We start from the raw sequence: 23842 nt of genomic DNA, 5'->3' as shown, positions 1-23842 counted from the left end.
TGATTTTGTATTTATAATATTTTAAGCAAGTCCAGCAATGTTTAGTATTTCTATTTTTCCTGTTGTAAGGTTTAACCGAATGTAAACATTACAATTTCCTCCATCCTCCATTCCAATTTTATAAAACTGAAAACTTTCTTGTAAATCATCATCTTTGCAATAACAATGAATACCAACAATCTCTTCATTTTTTTCATTTTTTAATGAAGTAACTTGTTTCAAATAGTCAGAGTATTTTCTCAAATGTTTATTTTTTTGAAACTCATTTTTTAAAATAGTTTCAATTTTCATTAAATCCTTAGCTGTTAAATCAAAGCTTTTATAGCTATTGTCGTTTTCAAATTTTTTGTAATCTGTAAAAACCGCGTAATCTTTGAAGCTTTTAAAATCAATTAAATTATTAACTTTCAAAGTTGTTTTCTCGATTTTCATCCTATCAGGAGCTTCCCCATCTGTAAATTCTATAAAACCATTTTTAAGAACAGCAGTTTCGGCTTCATTATAATCAAGTTCAAAAGGGAAGAAATTAATTGTATCGTTTTTAATTTTCAATATTCCTTCGAAGCTTTCTTCTTTACGGTGATTAGTTTCTTTTAAATAATCATTGAAGATATAGGAGCTGTCAGAAAAGATTATGAAAGTCCTATTGATTTTATTAAAGTTAGAAAACTCTTGTTTGGCAATCAATAATGTGTCTTTTTGTGTTATTCTTTCAGATATTTTTTCAAGTTTTTTACAACTTAAACATAGAAAGAGAATTAATAATCGATTGAATTTCATTGATTTTAATTAATAATTCAAATATCTTAAATTATTCTTTCCAAACAAAAAATCCATTCATTTTGAATGGATTTAAATATTTTAAAATTAATTCTCTAATTGACTTCCAAGATATTCCCATTCTTGAAGCGTCAAATCCAATTCTTCTTTGGTTTTGTTATAAGTTTCCAAAACTTCCTCAGAAGGATTGTCTTTGGTAAAAGAACTTTCGAATTCTTCAATCTTAAGTTCTAATTCTGAGATTTTTTCTTCTACTTTTTTAAGTTTATTTTGGATGTTTTTATGTTCCTTACTAACTATGGTTGTAGGTTGAGTGTTGTTGGTTGCCGGTTTTGATTCCTGTATTTTTTGTCTTGGCTCTTCAACTTCTTCCTGATGTAACTTCGCTCTTTCTGCAGAGACTTCTCGGATGCTTTCTTTTTGTCTGTATTCCAAGTATTCATCAATGTTTCCAAGGAATTCTTTCATTTTTCCATCACGGAATTCGAAGATTTTGTCTGATAAACCTTGCAGGAATTCACGGTCGTGAGAAATCACAATCAAAGTTCCTTCATATTTCTGAAGCGCCAACTTGATAATCTCCTTAGACTGAATGTCCAAGTGGTTCGTAGGCTCATCCATAATCAACGTATTGAACGGACGAAGCAACAATTTACAAAGTGCTAAACGGTTTCTTTCGCCTCCGGAAAGTACTTTCGTTTTCTTCGTTACATCCTCGCCTTGGAATAAGAAAGAACCCAAAAGGTCACGAACTCTCGGTCTCGTTTCTTCCGTTGCGGAATCTTCCGCTTCCTGAAGCACCGTTTTGTCCGGTGTCAAAACTTCTTCTTGATTCTGTGCAAAATAACCGATACTTACGTTGTGACCAAGATTCCATTCTCCGGAATAATCTGTGATATCGCCAGCAAGAATTTTCGCCAAAGTCGTTTTTCCTTGTCCGTTTTGTCCCAAAAGAGAGATTCTGTCGCCACGTTCTACAAAGAAATCTACATTGTCAAAAATCTGTTTGTCGCCGTAAGCTTTTCCTAAATTTTTAGCTTCGAAAATTACTTTTCCTGGTGTTACAGAAGGCTGAAAACGAATATTGAATTTAGATACATCTTCATTCTCCACTTCGATGCGTTCTACTTTTTCCAATTTCTTAATCAATGACTGCGCAAAAGATGCTTTGGAGGCACTCGCACGGAATTTATTGATTAATTCCTCGGTATGTTTTATCTCTGCATCCTGATTTTTCTTAGCCTGGATGAGTTTTTCTTTTCTGTCTTTTCTTAGTTCAAGATATTTGGAATAATTAGCCTTATAATCATCAATTTTCTTGTTGTTCACATCGAAAGTTCTGTTACAAGTAGAAGTCATAAACTGCTTGTCGTGGCTTACCAATAACATTGATCCGGGATAATCTTTCAAAAAGTCCTCCAACCAAATGATAGATTCCATATCCAAGTGGTTGGTCGGCTCATCCAGAAGCATCAAATCGTTTTTCTGAAGAAGCAGTTTTGCCAATTCGATTCTCATTCTCCAACCTCCGGAAAACTCGTCGGTTATTTTGTGAAAATCACTCGCTTTGAAACCTAATCCAAATAATATTTTCTCTACATCGCCTTCCAGATTATACGCATCGTGATTCATTAACAAATCATTCAAATCCGTCATTCTGTTGATAAGGTCTGTGTAAGCATCACTTTCGTAATCGGTTCTTGTCGCCAATTGATTATTGACTTCTTCCAACTCATCTTTCAAAGCATTAATTTGCTCAAAAGCCTGCATTGTCTCATCCCAAACGGTTCTTCCTTTTACAAAATCTAAATCCTGTTTTAGAAATCCGATGGTGATATTACCTTCTGGCACTACATTCCCTTCGAAGAAGTTGATTTCTCCGGAAAGAATTTTGAGAAGCGTAGATTTTCCGGCTCCGTTTTTCCCGACCAATCCAATTTTATCGCCTTTTTTGATGGTGAAATTGGTGTCTCTGAAAAGATAATTTCCTGCGTGATGTAAGCCTAATCCCTGAACCGAAAGCATTGTATTCTATATTTTGTTTGAATTTGCAAAAGTAGTGAAATATGATGGAAGTTGGAAGATGGATGTTGGAAGTTTTTATTTGGTTAATAACTAAGGTGTTATTGAAGGAAATAGATGGCTTCGAGAGCCTCAGCCTGACAAGCATTAATCAAATATTGTCAACTATTTTTAATGACAAAAGTTGATTGGACAACAAATCTGCAGCCAGACTTGAGCGGAAATCCTTTTTTGCTTGTCTTCAAGTTCTATTTATCTGAAAGTTTCTGCAAAAAAGATTGGGAGCGGAAGGCGGATGAAGCTGCTCAAATAATTTAGCTAAATGTATCAATTGCTAGAGTTTCGACATCCAAACAAATCCTTATCTTTGCAAAAATCTTAAACAAAATGAGCAAACCGATTACTGAGTTCATAGAAAAATATTATTTGCACTTCAATGCAGCAGCATTGGTAGATGCTTCCAAGGGATATGTTGCGCATCTTAAAGATGGCGGGAAAATGATGATTACGCTTGCAGGTGCGATGTCCACCGCAGAATTAGGAAAAATCTTGGCAGAGATGATTCGTCAGGATAAAGTCGATTTCATTTCTTGTACAGGCGCAAACCTTGAAGAAGATTTGATGAATCTTGTAGCGCATTCTCACTACGAAAGAGTTCCCCATTACAGAGATCTTACGCCGCAAGAAGAGTGGGCACTTTTGGAACGAGGTCTGAACAGAGTAACTGATACTTGTATCCCTGAGGAAGAAGCGTTCAGAAGATTGCAAAAACATATCTATGAGATTTGGAAAGATGCAGATGATAAAGGAGAGCGCTATTTCCCACACGAATATATGTACAAAATGATTTTGTCTGGTGTTCTTGAGCAGTATTATGAGATCCCAAGAGAAAATTCCTGGATGATTGCTGCGGCAGAGAAGAATTTGCCAATCGTGGTTCCGGGATGGGAAGATTCTACAATGGGTAATATTTTCGCATCTTATTGTATCAAAGGAGATTTGAAATTCTCTACAATGAAATCGGGAATCGAATATATGGCATATTTAGCTAATTGGTACACGAAAAACTCAGGTGGAAAAGGCGTTGGATTCTTCCAAGTGGGAGGTGGAATTGCTGGTGATTTCCCAATCTGTGTGGTTCCAATGCTTTATCAAGATATGGAAATGCACGATATTCCTTTCTGGAGTTATTTCTGTCAGATTTCTGATTCTACAACATCTTACGGCTCCTATTCCGGAGCGGTTCCGAATGAGAAAATCACTTGGGGCAAACTGGATATTACGACGCCAAAATATATTGTGGAAAGTGATGCAACAATCTGTGCACCATTGATGTTCAGCTACATTTTGGAGAATTCTTAATTGAATTAATCATATAATAAAAAAAGCGTTCAAATTATTTTGAACGCTTTTTTATTTTAAACTGATGAGTTGTTAGTCTAATGAATTGATTAAAACCAAATATCTATAACCAAAAATAGCTTTTTGAAATTTATTCAGTTTTGTGAAATCTCTTTTGCTGTATTTGGGTAAAATAGCAAGATTTATTTTATTCAGAAATTTAAAAAATGACTTTTTCATAAGCTTAAATTTGATTTTAAAATACAACATTCAAACCAAAAATTACAACATCATAACACCTTCGATGGTTGCTACTTTTTTATAAATGCTGATAACTTGGTCTGCATCCAGTACAAAACAATCAATAGAAACGGAAGTGTATTTTCCTGTGGAGCTTTCTTTGTTGGATAAAGTATATTTCAAATTATCGAAAGCCCTTAAGATTTCCGTAATTTTCTCAGGATCACTTGTCACAATGAATTTGAAGAGGTATTCTTCCGGAAAGTTATGTTGTTCTTCCAGTTTTTCTTTCAATGATTTGTAAAACTCTTCTGGATTTGCGTGATTGCTATCTATGATATCTGCCATCTAATTTTAAGTCTTGGGTTAATAAAAAAATCTCCGTAAAAAACGGAGACCAAAGTTAGTGATATTTATTCTTCTTTTAAGAAGGATTTTCTGCGGTTGCTTCCTGAGGTAATGAAACTTCATCTGCGGCGGCTTCCAAGGCTTTGTCCAAAGTAAATAAGGATTCGTCCGTAGCTCTGTCTCCACCAGCGATTTTCAATTTGTCAATCAATTCAAGGGCTAACTTTTCTTCTTCAATCTGTTCTTTTACAAACCACTGCATAAAATTCCAAGTGGCCCAGTCTTTCTCTTTAAATGCCAGATCTACTATACTGTAAATGGCTGTGGTATTATCTACCTCGTGTTGGAAGACCTTATTAAAACAGTCTGTAAGATTTTGAGGATTTTCTGGTGGAGCAGGAATTGCTTCTACTTTAGCTTCGCCACCTCTGTCTAGAATGTAGCGCATGAACTTAATCATATGATTTCGTTCTTCCTGAGAATGTCGATACAAGAAATTAGCAATTCCGCCATAACCTTTTACATCTGCCCAACATCCGTACGAAAGAAATATTTGTGAAGCGTGCGCCTCTTTTGTCATTTGTTTGATCAATGCATTTTGCATATTGTTAGACAATCTGTTAGTGTTCATAATTTATATGTTTAGTGATTTTTGTTGATGTTAAAAAACCAAGACGAGATGTGTTTAATATAATACCTCATTTTGAGTAATTAAAGTCTTGATTATGTTAAATAGACAAATATTGAGCCACAAATTGGGGAAATAATTTTTTATTAAATCATTGATTCGTTATAAATCAATGGTGTAAATATTTGATTTTCAATATTTTAAAATTTTATGTTAAAATTAACATTGTGGTTACAAAAAGATATATATTCGGTGTAAGAAAATAATACTTAAGAATATTATGAGAAAAAATTATGTAAAATTACCATTGTTGATTGCTGCTTTGTACTTTGGCGGTGATTTGCATGCACAATCTACACAGGACACTGTTTCGAAAGAAAATAAAATCGAAGAGGTTGTTGTGATTGGTTATGGTACAAGAAAAAAAGTAGATAACACTACTGCGATTAGTTCTATTGGAGCGGATGAAGTTACCAAAACAAAAGTTCTAAACGCTTCACAAGCGATCCAAGGAAAAGCTGCTGGTGTTCAAATAACAGCATCTGATAATCCTGGTTCTACGCCTACAGTTATGGTAAGAGGTTTAGGAACTGTGACGGGAGGAAGGGAGCCTCTTTTTGTTGTAGACGGAATGTTTACAAATAACATTAACAATATCAACTCAAACGATATCCTTTCTTATGATATTTTGAAAGATGCTGCTGCTCTCGCAATCTATGGTAACCGAGCTGCAAACGGAGTAATCATCATTACTACTAAGTCTGGTAAAGGAAAGCTGAGTGTAGAATATGATGGAATGGTGGGTGTTAGAAATCCTTTGAAAAAGGTAAAAATGGCTAACGCTCAAGAATTTGTTAATTATAATAATATTGCAAATAGCTACTTAGCTACACCAGGTAGATATTTTTCTACTGATCAGCCATATAATACAGATTGGTTCAAAGAGATTACTAGAACAGGAATTTACAATCAGCATAACTTATCAGTATCTGGATCATCTGAAAGTGCAAAATATTTCTTTAGTTTAAATAATTATGATGAACAATCAATTCTAAAAGGTACTGATTACAATAGAACTACTTTTAGAACGAATAACGAATTCAAACTATCTAAAAGAATTACTTTATCTCAGAATCTAAATGTTTCTTTTACCAATGTAACACCTAAGCCTTTGAGTGCTTTTACCAATGCTTACAAACAATCTCCATTGGTTCCAGTTCGTTATCCATCGGGTCAGTATGGTATTCCATTTATTGATGCTAATGGAAACTACGCAATGTCAGGTTCTAGATTTAATAATGTTGGAAACCCAATAAGCCAATTAGACTTCAATAATGAGAAGAATAAAACTATGCTTATGCAAGGGATGTTAAAGTTGGACGTGGAAATTATGAAAGGACTGAAATTTACCTCTAATTTTAACGGAGAGTATTCCAATTTTAAATCTTACAACTTTACTGACGCATTAGGTATTTTCCTTGCAGGAGATCCTAATCGTTTGGCTTCGCAATATACAGATAGTGCGAGAAACACGTTAAGTAACACAAAGCGGGATTATTATAATTGGTTGTTATCTAATGTTTTAAATTATAATAGAACCTTTGGTAATCACAACATTGATGCGATGATTGGTACAGAGGCTTCTGTAAAAAATGGTGAAGATGAGACTTTTATTTCAAGAAAAAATCTAGGAACAGTTTCTAATTATTGGAATCTTGATGGTCAAAATTATATTAATGATATTGTAACTCTTAATTCAAAACAAGGAAATAGAAATACAACAATTTCTTATTTTGCAAGAGCTCAATATAAATTTATGAACCGTTACCTTTTAAGTGCTACGGTGAGACGAGATGGATCATCTCAGTTTGCCGAAGGTAATAAATGGGGTACATTTCCGTCATTCGGAGCTGGATGGATTATCTCGGAGGAGTCTTTCTTGAAAGATAGTTTTTTCAACTTATTGAAGTTAAGAGGAGGCTGGGGTAGATTAGGAAACCAAAATGTTCCGTTAAATTATTTGCCAATTTCTTCTGGTACTTCTTATAATTACGCTTTTGGTGGCAATGCCGTAAGTAATGGTGTGACAATCAATAAAGGGTTAGATCCAAATTTAGGCTGGGAGATTACGGAGGAATCGTCATTAGGATTGGATTTTGGTGTTCTTAATAATCGTCTAACAGGTACTTTTGATGTTTATGATAGAAAAACAACAAATCTGATTCTGGGTGTTAAAAATTTTATCACATCTGGACAAAATATTGAGTTTTTTTCTCACGTAGGATCTGTAACAAATAAAGGTTTTGAAGCATCTTTGAATTGGGCAGATAAAGTAGGAGAAGATTTTAGTTATTCTGTTGGAGCAAATTACTCGTATAATCAAAATGAACTGACAAGAGTAAATGATTCTAATATATCCCAAATATCAGGAGGTAGTTTAGGTAACGGACAATGGACTAAATTGTTTAATAACTCGACAGTAGGTCATGCTTTAGGAAGTTATTATCTTTGGGAAGCAGATGGTTACGATGCTAATGGAAATCTTAAATATAAAGACATTGATGGTGATGGTGTAACTGGTTCCGCTGATGCTGATGACAGAAAGTATTTTGACTCGTATATTCCTAAATCTACTTTGGGGTTGAATATTTCCATGAATTATAAAAACTTTGATTTTAATCTTAGTGGTTATGGTGCATTTGGTTTCAGTGTTTACAATGGTAAAAAAGCACAGAGAATTTCTGGCGAAAACATTGAAGCTTCTGTAGCAAATGACTTCTGGACCACTTCAAATACTAATGCAGGTAATCCAAGACCATACACTACCATTCCAATTGCTTCAACATTCTTCTTAGAAAAAGGAGATTATTTTAGAATAAATAATATTTCTGTTGGTTATACTTTCAAAGATGTGGTAGATTATGTAAAATCAGTTAGATTTTATGTAAGTGCAATTAATCCGATAATTTTCACAAAATATTCAGGATATACGCCTGAATTAAGTGGTGATGGAAATCCATATGGTTCTGCAGGAGTAGAATTGGATTCTTATCCAGCACTTAGAAGTTTTGTATTTGGTTTAAACGTTAATTTTTAAGAAAATGAAAAAGAAATATATAATAATATCAGCACTTGTTCTTACAGGATTGTTTAACCAGAGCTGTAGTGAAGATTTTATAGATGTTGCACCAACAGAGCAAGTAAGTGCAGAAGATTTGTCGCTTTATAATAATAATGAAGGAGCTACAAATTTCGTTAACTCTATCTATGCTAAATTTTTGGATTGGGATATGAGTACTTTCTCATGGATTGGTGTTACCTCTATCACTTCTGATGATGCAGATAAAGGTAGTACGCCGGGTGATACTGGATCGGATAAAGATATTTTAGATGCTTTGACATTTACACCATCTACTCCGTCATTTGAAAGTTTATTCTCGTCTAATTATCAAGGGATTAATAGGGCTAATCAAGCACTAAAATATCTTCCTCAACTTACTAATGCTGATCAAAATTTAAGAAACAGATTAACAGGTGAAGCCAAATTTCTACGAGCTTTCATGTATTTTACCTTAGTAAGATCATTTGGTGATGTACCTCTAATTGACCACGTTCCTGTATTAGGAAATGAAGAGGATGTGGACATGCAGTTAACAAGAAAGAGCAAAGAAGAGGTTTATGCTTTTATTGAAAAAGATCTACTTGACGCGGCTGCCGCTTTGCCAAATAAGTCAGAGTATGGAACTGCTGATATTGGGCGAGCTACTAAAGGAGCTGCACATGCACTTTTAGCAAAAGTCTATTTGTATCAGAAAAAATGGCAATTAGCTGTTGATCAATGTAATTTAGTAACTGGGTATTCTCTTACACCTAGTTTTATTGAGATTTATAAAGTAACAGGTGAAAATAATGCAGAATCTATCTTTGAAATTCAAGGATCTGGTATTGAAACCGGTAAGGGAATTCAGCAATATACACAAGTTCAAGGCGCTAGAGGAACTGGCGGTTGGGGCTGGGGCTTTAATACACCAACTCAAAACCTATATGATGCCTTTACAGCGGAAGGGGATACAGAGAGAAGGGACGCTACAATTATGAAAAGAGGAATGACTTTGTATGATGGTAGAGTGGTTGGTGCAGATGCAGATAATCCTTATTACAACTATAAAGCTTATTCTTCCGCATATACAACACAATCTTCTACTGATACAAATATTCGTTATCTAAGATATGCAGAAGTTTTATTAATTAAAGCTGAAGCCTTGAATGAGTTAGGACAAACGTCTGCAGCAATTCCTTTGTTAAACCAAGTAAGACAAAGAGCTAAAATTAATGATACTACAGCTTCTTCTCAAGCAGATGTTAGACTTGCAATTTGGAAAGAAAGAAGATTGGAGTTAGCATTTGAACATGACAGATGGTTTGATTTGGTAAGAACTGGTCAGGCAGAATCTGCCATGGCCGCTAACGGTAAAACATTTATTGTAGGTAAACATGAAGTGTTCCCTTTACCTCAGACATTTATTACTGAAGCCAAAGGGCGTTCTAAACAAAATCTTAATTACTAAGTTAGAAGTTTTTAATATTTTCAAAGAGGAGAGTTTTGGTCTCCTCTTTTTTTTAATTTTAATATGAAATAGGACCTTATGAAAAACCTACTATCAATATCAATCATATCCTTATCAGTTTTACTTTCCTGCAAAAATACTCAGGTCTCAAAAACATTTACAGAAACAAAACCGATTTCAAAAAAACTCACCGACAATCAACTAATGAACAAAGTTCAAAGTGATGCACTAAAATATTTTTGGGACTTCGCAGAGCCTAATTCATTATTAGGGAGAGAGCGTTATCACGAAGACGATATCTATCCGGATAATGACAAACATGTGATTACAACCGGAGGGTCAGGATTTGGGTTGATGACAATTTTAGTTGGTGTAGACAGAAAATTCATTCCTCGCCAGGAAGCTGTAAAAAGACTGACTCATATTGCGGATTTCTTAGAAAAAGCAGATCGTTTCCACGGCGCTTGGTCGCATTGGATTAATGGTGAAACAGGAAAAGTTGTTCCGTTTGGAAAAAAAGATAATGGCGGGGATTTGGTAGAAACAGCTTTTCTTACTCAAGGAATTATCTGTGTTCGCGAATATTTCAAAAACGGAAATACAGAAGAAAAAGCACTTGCTGAAAAAATGGACAAACTCTGGAAAGGGATAGAGTGGAACTGGTACACAAAAGGCGGAGAAAAAGTACTGTACTGGCATTGGTCTCCATCGTACGGTTGGGAAATGAATTTCCCACTACAAGGCTATAACGAATGTCTCATAACCTATGTTTTAGCAGCGTCTTCACCCAATTATTCCATCGACTCCGAGACTTATAACAAAGGCTGGTCAAGAAACGGAACTTACACAACAGACAAAACCAAATACGGATTACCACTTTATGTAAAACACAACTATGCAGAAGAATTCGGGGGGCCATTATTTTGGTCACAATATTCCTATTTAGGTTTGGATCCAAGAGGACTTTCCGACAGATATGTAAAAAGTTACTGGGATTTAAATAGAAATCACGTCCTTATAGATTACAAATATTGCGTAGAAAATCCATTGAATTACAAAGGTTATTCCGAGAAATATTGGGGACTGACGGCTAGCTATTCAAGGAACAAAGATGGTTCCGTTGGTTATGCGGCACATCAACCTATGAAAGAAGATTTCGGAGTAATTACTCCCACGGCTGCGTTGAGTTCTATGCCCTACACACCAAAAGAATCTATGGCTGTTTTAAGGTTTTTGTATGATGAAAAACCAAATTTCATTGGACAAGCCGGACCATATGATGCAACTTCCATCAATTTTAATGATTGGACCACACCTCGCTATCTCGCTATCGATCAGGGAACTATTGCACCAATGATAGAGAATTACCGCACAGGATTATTGTGGTATTTGTTTATGAACGCGCCTGATATTAGAGAAGGACTCAAAAAAATTGGATTTAAGTCCACAGAACATAAAATCCAATAGCCAAAAAGTAGTATCTTTAAACACTAAAAATCATTGTCTCAATTTGAAATAATATAAATTTTCAGGAGCTATTTCCCGCTTTCCACTATATCTTTTTTTGTTTAGAAAATTCAGTCATAGAGAATAAATTATCAACAAAAACAAAAAAAGGATGCCGTTGCAATCGGGGCTATGGCCTTAGATATACAATAAAAATTCAACAATTTATAGAGAATTCAAAACCTCAAATAACTTATTTTGAAAATTAAAAAAATGAAATTAAAAAACATCATTCTTCTCTTACTTGGGTTTTCATCTTTTGTAACAGCACAGGAAATCAAAGCCGAATTCAATAAAGAAGTCAAAATTCAGAAAAAGTTATCCTACATTCTGGATATTCCAAAAGATGTCAAAACCAAAATTCCTTTAATTGTTTTCCTCCACGGTTCCGGTGAAAGAGGTAATGATTTGGAAATGGTAAAAGCGCACAGTCCGTTTACATACAGAAATTTGATCAAAGAACCTGTTGCGATTTTAGCGCCTCAGTGTCCAGCAAATACTTGGTGGGATACAGACGCAGTTTATTTCCTCATCAAAGAGATTTCAGAAAAATATAAGATTGACAAAGACAGAATCTACCTCACCGGATTGTCAATGGGCGGTTGGGGAACTTTGAAATTGGCTGGTGAACATCCCGAAATGTTTGCAGCGGTTGCATCAGTTTGCGCACCGACAGACCGAGTAATGTGGGCTAATATTCAGAACTACAAAGATATGAACCTGAAAATTTTCCACGGCGGTATGGACGATGTTGTTCTTCCGGAAAATGCTTTCAACTTCTATCAAAAATTACATCCAATTAATCCAAAAGCAGAATTAACGATTTTCCCAAATGACAATCACAATTCTTGGGATTCCACCTATTCTGACCCAAAATTATGGGAATGGATGTTATCTTTCAAGAAAATTAAAAATTAAGAAAAATTAAAAATATAAATGAAGTCGCTATTGCCATCATTGATATCAAATATTGATTGTTAGTAAGCGATTCCATATGACCTTTAAAAATAATAAATATAGCATATGAAAAAGTTTGTAATTCTAGCTGCCTTGGCGTTATCGCCATTCTTTTTGGCGCAGGAATTGGTGACTAAACCGGTTCAGTCTTATCAAACCGAAAAATACCAGTCTAAGAAAAAAGTTTTCGTAGATCAATTGATTTCCAAAATGACTTTGGATGAAAAAATCGGTCAGCTAAATCTACCTTCATCAGGTGATTTTACGACTGGTACAGCCCAAAGTTCTGATATTGGTAAAAAAATAGAACAAGGCTTGGTTGGAGGTTTATTCAACATTAAAGGTGTTGATAAAATCCGCGATGTACAGAAAGTAGCAGTGGAGAAAAGCCGTCTGAAGATTCCAATGATTTTCGGGATGGACGTTATCCACGGATACGAAACTTCTTTCCCTATTCCATTAGGTTTAGCGTCATCTTGGGATATGAATTTGATCCAAAGATCAGCTCAGATTGCTGCTCAGGAATCTACAGCAGACGGAATCAACTGGACTTTTTCTCCAATGACCGATATTTCCAGAGATCCAAGATGGGGTAGAGTTTCTGAAGGTTCTGGTGAAGATCCATACTTAGGAAGTGAGATTGCAAAAGCAATGGTTTTTGGGTATCAAGGGACAGATCTTTCAAAAAATAATACAATGCTAGCTTGTCTTAAACACTTTGCACTTTATGGTGCGCCAGAAGGTGGACGAGATTACAATACGGTTGATATGAGTCACGTATCAATGTTTAACAATTATTTTCCGCCTTACAAAGCTGCCATTGACGCTGGAGTTGGTTCTGTAATGGCTTCTTTCAATGAAGTGGATGGCGTTCCTGCAACAGCAAACAAGTGGTTGATGACAGATGTTTTAAGAGATCAATGGAAGTTCAAAGGTTTTGTGGTAACAGATTACACCGGAATCAATGAAATGGTAGATCACGGGATGGGAGATTTGCAACAGGTTTCTGCATTGGCAATGAATGCAGGTGTTGATATGGATATGGTTGGAGAAGGTTTCCTTAAAACTTTGAAAAAATCAATCTCTGAAGGAAAGGTTTCTGAACAAACGGTGACGGATGCAGCAAGAAGAATTCTGGAGGCAAAATATGACCTGGGTCTTTTCGACGATCCTTATAAATATATAGATTCCAAAAGAGCTCAGAAAGAAGTTTTCAGTCCAAAACATTTGGAAGCAGCAAGAACTATTTCTGCAAATTCTATGGTTTTGATGAAAAATGACAAGCAAGTTCTTCCGCTTAAAAAATCTGGAACGGTTGCTGTGATTGGTCCATTGGCAGACAACTCAGTGAATATGCCGGGAACTTGGAGTGTTGCTGCAAAACATTCTAATTCTATTTCTTTGTTGAGAGGGCTTAAAGAAACTGTTGGTAAAGATGTGAACTTCATTTTTGCAAAAGGAAGTAACATTTACGAATCTGCAACAATGGAAGAAAGAGCGACGATGTTTGGTAAAACTGCAGGCAGAGACAGTCGTTCTGCACATCAAATCAGAAAAGAAGCTGTAGAAGTTGCAAGCAAAGCAGATGTTATTGTTTTGGCAATTGGAGAAAGTGCAGAAATGAGCGGAGAATCTAGCTCCAGAACAGATATCGGAATTCCGGAAACTCAAAAAGAATTGTTGAGAGAACTTAAAAAAACAGGAAAACCAATTGTTTTAGTTCTATTTACTGGTCGTCCATTAGTTTTAACAGAGGAGTCTGAATTGGCAGATGCTATGCTGAATGTCTGGTTCCCAGGAAGTATGGCTGGATATGCAGTTTCTGATGTACTTTATGGAAAAGTGAATCCTTCCGCAAAACTACCGATGACTTTCCCAAGAAGTGTTGGTCAGATTCCAATTTATTATAACGCAAAAAATACAGGTCGTCCACTGAGTGCAGATCATACAGAGAAATGTACGTTTGATAAATTCCGTTCCAATTATCTGGATGAGTGTAACACGCCACTTTATCCATTTGGATATGGTTTAAGTTATACTCAGTTCAATTATTCTGATTTTGCCGTAAGTAATACAAAACCAACAGGCGATACTTCAATCGAGGCTACAGTTACTTTGACGAATGGTGGAAAATATGATGGAGCAGAAGTGGTTCAGCTTTATATCAGAGACTTAGTTGGAAGCATTACAAGACCAGTTAAAGAACTGAAAGGTTTCCAAAAAGTATATTTGAAGGCTGGCGAAAGTAAAAAAGTAACTTTCAAAATTTCTCCGGAAGATTTGAAGTTCTATAACAGTCAGTTGAAATTTGATTGGGAAGCAGGAGATTTTGATGTGATGATCGGAACCAATTCTCACGATGTGAAAACGACTAGAATCACTTGGACAAAATAAAATTTAATTCAAATTAATATTACAAAAGCCTTTCAGATACAAGTTCTGGAAGGCTTTTTTTATGAAAATGTATGTAACTAATTTGAATGAAAATCAAACTTAATTTTTGTTACCAATTCAAATGATTGATTGTTATTATTTTATAATTTGAGTTCCAAAAGCCTGATTTATCTTGTTGGCATTTTGCTGTTCGTAATTCCCAATGATATTGAATAAACCATTTACAATCTGCTCAGAAGCCAGTTGACTAATGCCATTGCTTGCAAGATTCTGACTTTGGTTTCCAAATAGGCTACCTAGTATAGATGAGCCTTTCAAAGCATTGTTAAGCGTATTTACAAGACCAAATTCATTTAGTTTTGCATCTACCTTCGGTGTAATAGCTGCAATAAGTTGGGATTGTGTCTTTTCTTTCAAAATTTGAGTAGCCATACCAGAACCACCTTGTGCAATTCTTGTAACATCATCTGCCGTCAAACTATTTACGGCGTTGTTTAGTATTGGTTCTGATATATTAGCCGTAAAATACGCAGCATCTGCGATGTATTGTTTTTCTTTTTGCACAATACTACTCAGACCCAAAGATTGTAACGTATTATTAATACTTTTCAGTTGAGATGGTATAGCCTGATCTATCAATGTACTATTCATAAAAGCTTCTTTGTCTTTTAAAGTAGCCATACCTTTGGAAATACCTCCCAATAGAATATTTTTTATAATGGTTAATCCAATACTAGATGTTGCTACTGCCATACAAGAATTGGTAACTACTGCACCTGAAACTGCTGCAAAGCCTGCAACTATAAAATATTTAGTTCTCATAATTTTTTTAAATTCAAAATTTGAACCAAAGTTAAGATTATTAGACAAAACGATGTGCCGTCTATTATATCAGAAAATATTGAAATTATGACTATTAATATTTTAATCTTCTACACTGTCAATTTGTTTTATAAAGTCAGGATTAATTAAATTTTATTCGAAAAAAATAAATTTAGATACAAAAAAAAATACATATTCATATTTCTCATTTTCAAATTCTTATTTCCACTATAAATCATTATATTTGCCGACTAAAATTATATATATCGTAAGAAAATGCAAGGAAAAGGACTCGTTACACTAGTTGCCATCGTTCTTGGATTGATTTGTCTCAATGAGCTTCTGCCTTCTTTCTATGCCAATAAAATAGAAAAAGAAGCAAGAGCCGTTGCAGGTGAGAATCAGGTGAAATACCAAGCCGAACTCGACCGACTTTCTAAAGACACGCTTAATTTAGGCTTTACAAAACTGGATTATGCTTCTGCTAAACAGAAAGAAATGAAACTCGGATTGGATCTTAAAGGTGGTATCAACGTATTGCTAGAGATTAACCAAAGAGATTTGGTAAACGATCTTAGTAATTATTCTACTAATGCTACTTTAATAGAAGCACTTAACAGAACGGACAAAGCTCAGAAAAACTCAAGTAAACAATACATCGAGGATTTCTTCACACAGTTCGAAGCTGTTAATCAAGAAAAAGGAACCAACCTAAAACTTGCAGATCCTGAGATCTTTGGTAATACTAATCTTTCTGAGATTAAGTTCAACACGCCGGATGAGCAGGTAAAAAATATCGTAAGAAAAAAAATCGAAGCGTCTGTAGGGACTGCTTATGAAGTTCTTAGAACGCGTATCGACAAAATGGGTGTTACGCAACCAAACGTTCAGAGAGTTCCTGGAACTGGAAGAATCTTGGTAGAGATGCCTGGTATCAAAGATATCGACAGAGTTAAAAAAATGCTGGCAACGTCTGCAAAGCTTCAGTTTTGGGAAGTGCAAATGATGCAGGAAGTTGTTCCTTATTTTTCTCAATTGGATCAATTGGTAAAAGCAAAAGGAGATTCTATCGGAGTTGCAAAAACTACGAATTTGATGAATTTGATTCAATTGAATTCTACACCTGGAAACGCTGTTGCTAATGTAAAATTGTCTGATACTGCAGTTGTAAACAAATTACTTAACAGCGATATCGCCATCAAAGCGAGACCTGTTAACTTGAAATATACTCAGTTTATGTGGGGTTACAAGCCTGAGAATAACAATTCTAATAGCCTTGTACTTTATGCAATCAGAGGTAATATCACTCAAAAAGCGCCAGTTGACGGTGCTGTAGAATCTGCTAATATCAGCTATGACCAATTCGGTCGTATCGTGGTAGATATGCAGATGGATTCTCAAGGAGCTCGTGACTGGAAAGTAATGACTGAGAAAAACAAAGGTAAAGTAGTAGCAGTAACGCTTGATAACAGAGTTTACACAGCACCTTCTGTAAGTAATGTAATTCCAGACGGAAGAACGCAGATTTCCGGGAACTTTACTCAGGAAGAAGCTAAAGATTTGGTTGATGTTTTAGGAGCTGGTAAATTACCTGCAGGTGCAAAAATTGTACAGGCAGATGTTGTAGGTCCATCTCTTGGAGCAGAGTCTATTAACGATGGTATTATGTCATTCCTTATTGCATTTGCGGTAATCATCGTTTACATTATTTTCTACTACGGTGGAGCTGGTGTTTACGCAGTAATTGCGATGACAATCAACTTGTTCTACATCTTCGGAATTATGGATTCTGTAGATGCTACGTTAACGCTTCCTGGTATTGCGGGTATCGTACTATCTATGGCGATGGCAGTAGATGCGAACGTTATTATCTACGAAAGAACCAAAGAAGAATTGTTCCTTGGAAAAGGAATTATGGAGGCTTACAAAGATGGTTTCAAACACGCGATTTCTGCGATTATAGATGGTCACGCTACAACTTTCATCACGGCATTGATTCTTTATGTCTTCGGAACAGGGCCTATCAAAGGTTTCGCTGTAACGTTAATGATTGGTTTGGTAATGACATTATTCACTTCGGTATTATTATCAAGAGTAATGATCTTCAGCAGGCTGGAAAAAGGAAAATCTCTTTCTGTTTGGACTGCACCAACTAAAAACTTGTTCAGAAATACTTGGATAGATTTCATCGGGAAAAGAAAATATTCTTACATCGTATCAGGTATCTTGATGGTAATCGCTGTTGCATCTATTGCAATCAACGGATTCAAATTCGGGATCGATTTTACAGGGGGACGTAACTATGTTGTTAGATTCGAAAAGCCTGTAGATGCTGAAAAAATTGAAGCTAATATCGGTAAATTGATGGTAACTGCAGATGGTCAAAACAACATCGTAGAAGCTAAGACATTCGGTAACTCTTCTCAGTTGAAGATTACAACCGATTATTTAATTGATGATGAGTCTCTACAAGCTGACCAGACTGTAGAACAAAAAATATACGAAGGATTGAAGTCTGAGTTACCAGCAGGTATGACTTTGGCAGATTTCAAATCAGCAGATAAAGGACACGCAGGAATTGTTTCTTCTACGAAAGTAGGACCTACAGTTGCGGATGATATTCAGACACACGGTATGTTGGCAGTAGCTGCATCATTGCTTGGTATCTTCATCTATATCTTGGTGAGATTTGATAAGTGGCAGTTCTCTCTTGGAGCGGTTGCTGGTCTATTCCACGATACAGTTGTTATCCTTGGGGTTTATTCATTATTCTATAAAGTGATGCCGTTCAATATGGAGATCAATCAGGATTTCATTGCGGCGATTCTGACGGTAATTGGTTACTCAATTAACGATACCGTAATTATCTTCGATAGAATTAGAGAATACCTACGTGAGAAGAAAGCGTTGACTTTGGCTGGTTTGTTTGATGATTCTATCTCAAGCACAATTGGTAGAACGTTCAACACATCTTTCACGACGATCTTAGTAATCCTTGCGATTTTCATCTTCGGTGGAGATAACTTGAGAGGATTTATGTTCTGTCTATTGATTGGTATCGGATTCGGTACATATTCATCGATCTTCATTGCATCGGCTACGGCTTATGACTTCCTAAAAGGAAAGAAAAAAGAAGACAAGGTAACAGGGAAATCTTCTATCAGCAATGCTGAAATAGTGAATTAATTTTCTTAAAATATATAATGAAAGCTCTCAAGAAATTGAGAGCTTTTTTTTGTTCTTTTCATTAATTAAAATAACATGAGCTTGGGTTAATAATTTACTTTAATTTATTGAATATCATTATAAGATTATTATCAATAGAGTCGGGCTTCAGCCAGTTGTGTAAAATTGTAATTAAAAAAGGCTTTAGTCCATTTCTTTTGCTCAGATTAAAATAATAATTGTATTAAAAGTATTTTGTCATTCCGGAGGAATCTAAGCAAAGTTGGTCGTTATAAATGATGCAATTAAATGCCGAGATTCTTCTCCAATAACATATCATCAATAGAAGTTCTATTTGCAAACCGCAGAGCGAGCTTATTGTTTTGTAAGTGTCCAAGAACCTTGCTTATCCTTATTTTTCCAAGTACCTTTTTTTTCGATGAGGCTTCCGTACATTAAAAATATTGGCGTATCGGAAAGCACAGGATTTAATGCGCCATCATCTCTCACGGAACTCATGATCATTTCGTTGTTTGGTCCGTAGGTTCCTGTGATGTTTCCACTTTTTGCTACGCTGAGGATTAAGTTACCACTTTCGTTACCTTGATAAGAGCCTACCCATTTTCCCATATAGGGCGAGGTGTAGTTTTCCTGCTCTTTCTTTTCCCAGTAATTGTCTGTGATTTGGTCGCAGGATGTGATGGCGAGGAGTAGGGCTAGGATTAGGGGGATTTTTGTTTTCATTGGGTGGTTGTTTTTTTTACTAAATTTTGTTAGCGCGAGCATCTTGCTCTTGTCTTATTAATTCAAGCATGAGCGGGACGCTCGCGCTATATAATTTTGTTTCCATTTAATTTATCCCATTCATCTAATACTATTGATTCTGCAAAATTTTCAATAGCACTACTGTCGACAGTTTTTAAAGCATTTTTACAATTGTCAACTGGACAACGATTCCACAAAAATTTAATAGGTAATTCTCCATGCAAAGTGCAGAAACAATTTACATCCGAAACAAAAGGTTTATCCATTGATGAAAAATGAACATTCCATTTCATCATAACACCTTCTCGCTTGTCAATTGTCATATTAATTTTTCGTAGAGTATTTTTATTATATTCAAGAAGTTTATTTTCAACACTTATTTTTTTAGAAAAAATAATAGTGTATATCCATTTTAAGATCCAGAATGAGATTATCATAAATGGAACATATATTATTTTAATTTGATAATTCAGAATGTCATTAAATGAATCACTAAAGGTTTGTGACTCACATACACTTTTTATGATTGCTAAAATTAAACCTCCTAAAGAAATAATTATAGCTGATATAACTTTGCTCCAAACTGGATCTTTCCAAATTTTACTGATCATTAAATTGATGTTTTTTAGTTAATAGTTCTATTCCAATAATCTAAATGTAAAATTATGTATTTTCTTGTAGAAATATTTTTTTTGTTCAGTGAATCTATGTGAAAAGATTTTTATAAAAATACTGAAATCAAAAAATTCCTATCTTCGCAATCTATGAAAACAAACCAAAAATCAGCAGCTATAGGATTTATATTTATCACTTTGTTGATAGATATTACAGGTTGGGGCATCATCATCCCCGTGGTGCCAAAACTAATAGAAGAACTGATCCACGCTGATATCAGCGAAGCTGCCAAGTATGGTGGTTGGCTGAGTTTTGCTTATGCTTTCATACAGTTTGTTTTCTCACCCTTGGTCGGGAATCTGAGTGACAAATACGGTAGAAGACCCGTGATTTTGCTTTCATTGTTTGGGTTTTCTATAGACTATATTTTTCTGGCGTTGGCGCCAAGTATCTGGTGGCTTTTCGTCGGCAGAATCATTGCCGGAATCACCGGAGCAAGTGTGACGACTGCGAGTGCGTACATTGCCGATATCTCTACGGATGCAGACCGTGCAAAGAATTTTGGATTGATAGGGGCGGCTTTTGGTTTAGGCTTCATCATCGGTCCTGTTTTAGGTGGTATTTTGGGACATTATGGATCGAGAGTTCCGTTCTACGCCGCAGCGCTTTTGTGTATGATCAATTTTATTTATGGTTATTTCGTTTTACCGGAGAGTCTTAGCAAAGATAACCGAAGAGAGTTCAGCTGGAAAAGAGCGAATCCGATCGGGTCTTTCAAATTCCTAAGAAAACATCCTGAGATCTCTGCCCTTACCACTGCTTTGATTTTGATTTATATTGGCGGTCACGCCGTGCAAAGTAACTGGAGTTTCTATACGATGTACAGATTTAGCTGGGACGAAAGAATGGTGGGGATTTCGCTGGGAGTTGTAGGTCTTTTGGTTGGATTGGTACAAGGTGTTTTGATCCGATGGATCAATCCTAAAATAGGTGATCAGAAAAGTATCTTTTATGGACTGATGCTGTATGCGGCGGGAATGTTGCTTTATGCCTTTGCGATGGAAGGCTGGATGATGTTGGTTTTCACGATTCCGTATTGCTTGGGTGGGATTTGTGGTCCTGCGTTGCAGTCTATCATTACAAAGAATATTCCGTCCAACGAGCAAGGTGAACTGCAAGGTGCGTTGACGAGTCTGATGAGTGCGACTTCTATCATTGGCCCGCCTTTGATGACGAATCTATTCTATTACTTCACGCACAAAGATGCGCCGTTCCTGTTTCCGGGAGCGCCATTTTTCTTAGCTTTCTTGCTGTTTTTAGCAGGAATGTATTTTGTCTATATCAGTTTTACGAAGAAGAAAGGTTAGGCTTTCGGAACGTAAGTGTAAACGTTGTAAGGGATAATTTTCTCTGCGGTTTTTTTAGCAATCAAACTTCCTAGAAGAATTGGGAAGAATAATTCGTAGCCATTCGGAACTAGACTGCAAGTCAAAATCAATGCGGTAAATGGTGCATAAATAGCTGCTGATAGAGTAGCGGCAATACCAATCAATACAAAGTTGATGTAAATCAAAGAGGTTCCAAAAAAGGTGTTGCAAACAATTGCGAATGCCAATCCCAAATAGGCGCCCGCCACGATACTCGGTGCAAAAACACCACCGTCTCCACCAGCTCCCAGCGTCAATGACGAAGCTAATGGTTTCAATAATACTAAGCCTAAGATGAAAAGAATAGAATAACTTTGAGGATGAGAAATCAATTCATTCAAAGAATGGTAACTATCTCCATACAGAAAAGGAAAAAGGCAAATCAAAATCCCAACTGATAGTGCGCCAAGATTGACTCTTATAAAATTATTATTGATTCCGGAGAAAAAATCCTTCATTTTAATGACGAGTAAAGTAAAATAAACAGAGAGTGTTCCACCTAATAAACTTAGAATCATCATAAACGGAACTGCCATCCAATTCCATTGCGTCACAGGGAAATTAATCAATGGTTTTGAAGGGAAGAAGTAAAGAAAAATCCAAGAAATCAAAGCCGCAGAAGCGCAACTAATGAGGACAGTTTTGTTAATTTTTCTAGCAATCACTTCCAAAGCGAAAAGACAACCGACCAAAGGATTTCCGAAAAGTACAGCGACTCCGGCAACCACTCCGGCACAAATTAATTCCAATTTATAAACATTAGCAGCAAACTGTTTCTCGTAAAGAGAATTACCAACCGTAGCTGTTGCAACCACTGTAGAAACTTCGATACCCGTAGAGCCACCAAAAATAACAGTCAAAAATCCATTGAAATAATGGGAAGGAATTTTAAAAAATGGCAAATGGTCTTTTCTCTGATCTATCGTTTTATAAATCTCTGTGATCCCTTTGTTCTTTCTGTTTTTGAAAAGATATTTTCTCAAAAAGTAAATAATGGTAATCCCAGTCGTTGGTAGGATGATGAATAATAATGAATGGTTTTTATCCGCAAATTCAAATAAATGGTCCTGACAAAACTCGGTGATTTTCTTGAGTGTCAATCCTAAAATGGATGCGATAACGCCGATGAATAATGATGAAATAATTAATTTGAAATAATTGTGCGCCTGTACTTTCTGTCTTTTCATTTTCCCAATCTCTTAAAGATCACAAATTTACGTCAAAAAAAATGGTTAGAAGAAAATGCTAATCTCCATCATCAGAAATTATTTCTAAGCAATTTTTAAGTAAAAATTAATAAAATTCTCTGTATCAATTCTCTAAATGTTTCATAATTTTGCCAAATGGAATTGAGTATTGGAGAAATGCTGATGATTGCCTTGGCAATCGTTGTTTTGTTCGGACCAGATAAATTACCCGAGATCGCAAGAGGTCTTGGCGAAGGCGTCCGTAAAATGCGTGGCGCGGTAGATGATATCAAAACCGAGATTATGAAAGAGGCAGACAATCCGCTTTCTGAAATCAAAAAAGAGATTGAAAATGTGAAGAAATCTGCACAGGAATTCAATCCTTTGGAAGATAAAAAAAGTGTTGATTTCCAAAATACAGTGGCTGAAAAAATAGATCTTTCTGAAGACGAATCCCACGAAGGTCCTGTAAGCCGATAATCTATGAACGAACTGATATCTCTCGATCAACAATTACTTTTGTTTCTCAATGGATTAGGGAATTCTACATTCGACCCGTTTTGGTTGTTAGTTACTGGAAAATGGTTCTGGATTCCGTTTTACGTGATTTTATTGTATTTGGTTGTCAAAGCTGTTCCTCGTAAAAAATTATTATTTGTATTGATTTTCATTGCTATTGGAATTACAATTTCCGATCAGTTGGCTGGTGTTTTTAAATATGGCATTGCCAGATTACGGCCGTGTCACAACGAGTTATTGATGGAAAAAATGCGTTTGGTGACTTGTGGCGGACAATTTGGATTTTACTCTTCTCACGCCTCCAATTCTTTTTTTCTGGTTAGTTTTCTATCGATTCTGATGGGCAAAAAATATAAAATCCTGCCTTACATTTTATTATTTTGGGCAGTTTTGGTTTCCTATAGCCGGATCTATTTAGGAGTTCATTTTCCGTTGGATATTGCCTTTGGTGCCGCCGTCGGATTTCTTCTAGGAGGTGTTTTAGCTAATCTTACTAAGAAGGTTGTTAATAAGAAATAAGAAATAAGAAATAAGAAATTAATTTTGCTAACATCTAAC

Annotated in this window: 18 protein-coding genes; 10 read left to right on the top strand and 8 right to left on the bottom strand. The window is 35.6% G+C overall.

Features of this window, described 5'->3' with window-relative positions; all coding sequences use genetic code 11:
- Nucleotides 1–21: 21 nt before the first annotated feature.
- Nucleotides 22–780, bottom strand: coding sequence for a hypothetical protein (locus V7P73_RS06755; protein ID WP_333852170.1), 759 nt, complete (start codon nt 778–780; stop codon nt 22–24).
- 87 nt (nt 781–867) lie between these two features.
- Nucleotides 868–2805, bottom strand: a complete 1938-nt coding sequence (locus tag V7P73_RS06750; RefSeq protein ID WP_333852169.1) for an ABC-F family ATP-binding cassette domain-containing protein — start codon at nt 2803–2805, stop codon at nt 868–870.
- 384 nt (nt 2806–3189) lie between these two features.
- On the opposite strand from V7P73_RS06750, the gene V7P73_RS06745 reads away from it, so the two are divergent.
- Nucleotides 3190–4164 carry a deoxyhypusine synthase family protein gene (locus tag V7P73_RS06745; protein ID WP_333852168.1) on the top strand — a complete coding sequence of 325 codons (975 nt, stop codon included), beginning with the start codon at nt 3190–3192 and terminating at the stop codon, nt 4162–4164.
- 261 nt (nt 4165–4425) lie between these two features.
- On the opposite strand, the gene V7P73_RS06740 is transcribed toward V7P73_RS06745, so the two are convergent.
- Nucleotides 4426–4731, bottom strand: coding sequence for a DUF493 domain-containing protein (locus V7P73_RS06740; RefSeq protein ID WP_313099534.1), 306 nt, complete (start codon nt 4729–4731; stop codon nt 4426–4428).
- 76 nt (nt 4732–4807) lie between these two features.
- Complete coding sequence (locus tag V7P73_RS06735) at nt 4808–5362, bottom strand: ferritin (RefSeq protein WP_124801780.1); 555 nt, start codon at nt 5360–5362, stop codon at nt 4808–4810.
- 277 nt (nt 5363–5639) lie between these two features.
- Here V7P73_RS06735 and V7P73_RS06730 point away from each other — a divergent pair, with 277 nt between their 5' ends.
- The 5 genes from V7P73_RS06730 (at nt 5640) to bglX (ending at nt 14784) form a co-directional block, all read left to right on the top strand.
- Nucleotides 5640–8456, top strand: a complete 2817-nt coding sequence (locus tag V7P73_RS06730; RefSeq protein WP_333852167.1) for a SusC/RagA family TonB-linked outer membrane protein — start codon at nt 5640–5642, stop codon at nt 8454–8456.
- Between the two features lie 4 nt (nt 8457–8460).
- Nucleotides 8461–9927: a RagB/SusD family nutrient uptake outer membrane protein gene (locus V7P73_RS06725; protein WP_333852166.1), complete on the top strand. Its 1467-nt coding sequence runs from the start codon at nt 8461–8463 to the stop codon at nt 9925–9927.
- 78 nt (nt 9928–10005) lie between these two features.
- A complete protein-coding gene (locus tag V7P73_RS06720) occupies nt 10006–11394 on the top strand; it encodes a glucoamylase family protein (RefSeq protein WP_333852165.1) in 1389 nt (462 codons plus the stop codon).
- A gap of 252 nt (nt 11395–11646) precedes the next feature.
- On the top strand, nt 11647–12351 hold the full coding sequence (locus V7P73_RS06715; RefSeq protein WP_333852164.1) for a prolyl oligopeptidase family serine peptidase: 705 nt from the start codon (nt 11647–11649) through the stop codon (nt 12349–12351).
- A 105-nt stretch (nt 12352–12456) separates the two neighbouring features.
- Entirely contained in the window at nt 12457–14784 is a 2328-nt protein-coding gene (gene bglX / locus V7P73_RS06710; protein ID WP_333852163.1) for a beta-glucosidase BglX, read from the top strand.
- 135 nt (nt 14785–14919) lie between these two features.
- On the opposite strand, the gene V7P73_RS06705 is transcribed toward bglX, so the two are convergent.
- Nucleotides 14920–15606, bottom strand: a complete 687-nt coding sequence (locus V7P73_RS06705) for a DUF4197 family protein (protein ID WP_333852162.1) — start codon at nt 15604–15606, stop codon at nt 14920–14922.
- A gap of 276 nt (nt 15607–15882) precedes the next feature.
- Between V7P73_RS06705 and secD the strand changes: the two genes are divergently transcribed.
- The gene (gene secD, locus V7P73_RS06700; protein ID WP_333852161.1) at nt 15883–18792 is read left to right on the top strand and encodes a protein translocase subunit SecD; all 2910 of its coding nucleotides are present in this window, start codon (nt 15883–15885) and stop codon (nt 18790–18792) included.
- 354 nt (nt 18793–19146) lie between these two features.
- Here secD and V7P73_RS06695 read toward each other — a convergent pair whose 3' ends face one another.
- Nucleotides 19147–19557 (bottom strand): hypothetical protein, encoded by a 411-nt coding sequence (locus tag V7P73_RS06695; protein WP_333852160.1) that lies wholly within the window; start codon nt 19555–19557, stop codon nt 19147–19149.
- Nucleotides 19558–19601: 44 nt separating this feature from the next.
- Nucleotides 19602–20147: a hypothetical protein gene (locus tag V7P73_RS06690; RefSeq protein WP_333852159.1), complete on the bottom strand. Its 546-nt coding sequence runs from the start codon at nt 20145–20147 to the stop codon at nt 19602–19604.
- 153 nt (nt 20148–20300) lie between these two features.
- On the opposite strand from V7P73_RS06690, the gene V7P73_RS06685 reads away from it, so the two are divergent.
- Nucleotides 20301–21518, top strand: a complete 1218-nt coding sequence (locus tag V7P73_RS06685) for a TCR/Tet family MFS transporter (RefSeq protein ID WP_333852158.1) — start codon at nt 20301–20303, stop codon at nt 21516–21518.
- Here the strand turns inward: V7P73_RS06685 and V7P73_RS06680 are convergent.
- Nucleotides 21515–22765, bottom strand: a complete 1251-nt coding sequence (locus V7P73_RS06680) for a chloride channel protein (RefSeq protein WP_333852157.1) — start codon at nt 22763–22765, stop codon at nt 21515–21517. The two genes, V7P73_RS06685 and V7P73_RS06680, sit on opposite strands and share 4 nt — an antisense overlap.
- A 156-nt stretch (nt 22766–22921) precedes the next feature.
- Between V7P73_RS06680 and V7P73_RS06675 the strand changes: the two genes are divergently transcribed.
- The gene (locus tag V7P73_RS06675) at nt 22922–23245 is read left to right on the top strand and encodes a Sec-independent protein translocase subunit TatA/TatB (protein ID WP_313099550.1); all 324 of its coding nucleotides are present in this window, start codon (nt 22922–22924) and stop codon (nt 23243–23245) included.
- Nucleotides 23246–23248: 3 nt separating this feature from the next.
- Nucleotides 23249–23803: a phosphatase PAP2 family protein gene (locus V7P73_RS06670; RefSeq protein ID WP_333852156.1), complete on the top strand. Its 555-nt coding sequence runs from the start codon at nt 23249–23251 to the stop codon at nt 23801–23803.
- Nucleotides 23804–23842 lie beyond the last annotated feature (39 nt).

Origin of the sequence: Epilithonimonas sp. (assembly GCF_036780765.1) — a bacterium.
Lineage (GTDB): Bacteria > Bacteroidota > Bacteroidia > Flavobacteriales > Weeksellaceae > Epilithonimonas.
Note: the sequence above shows the minus strand (reverse complement) of the source record. Positions and strands in the feature narration are given on the sequence as shown.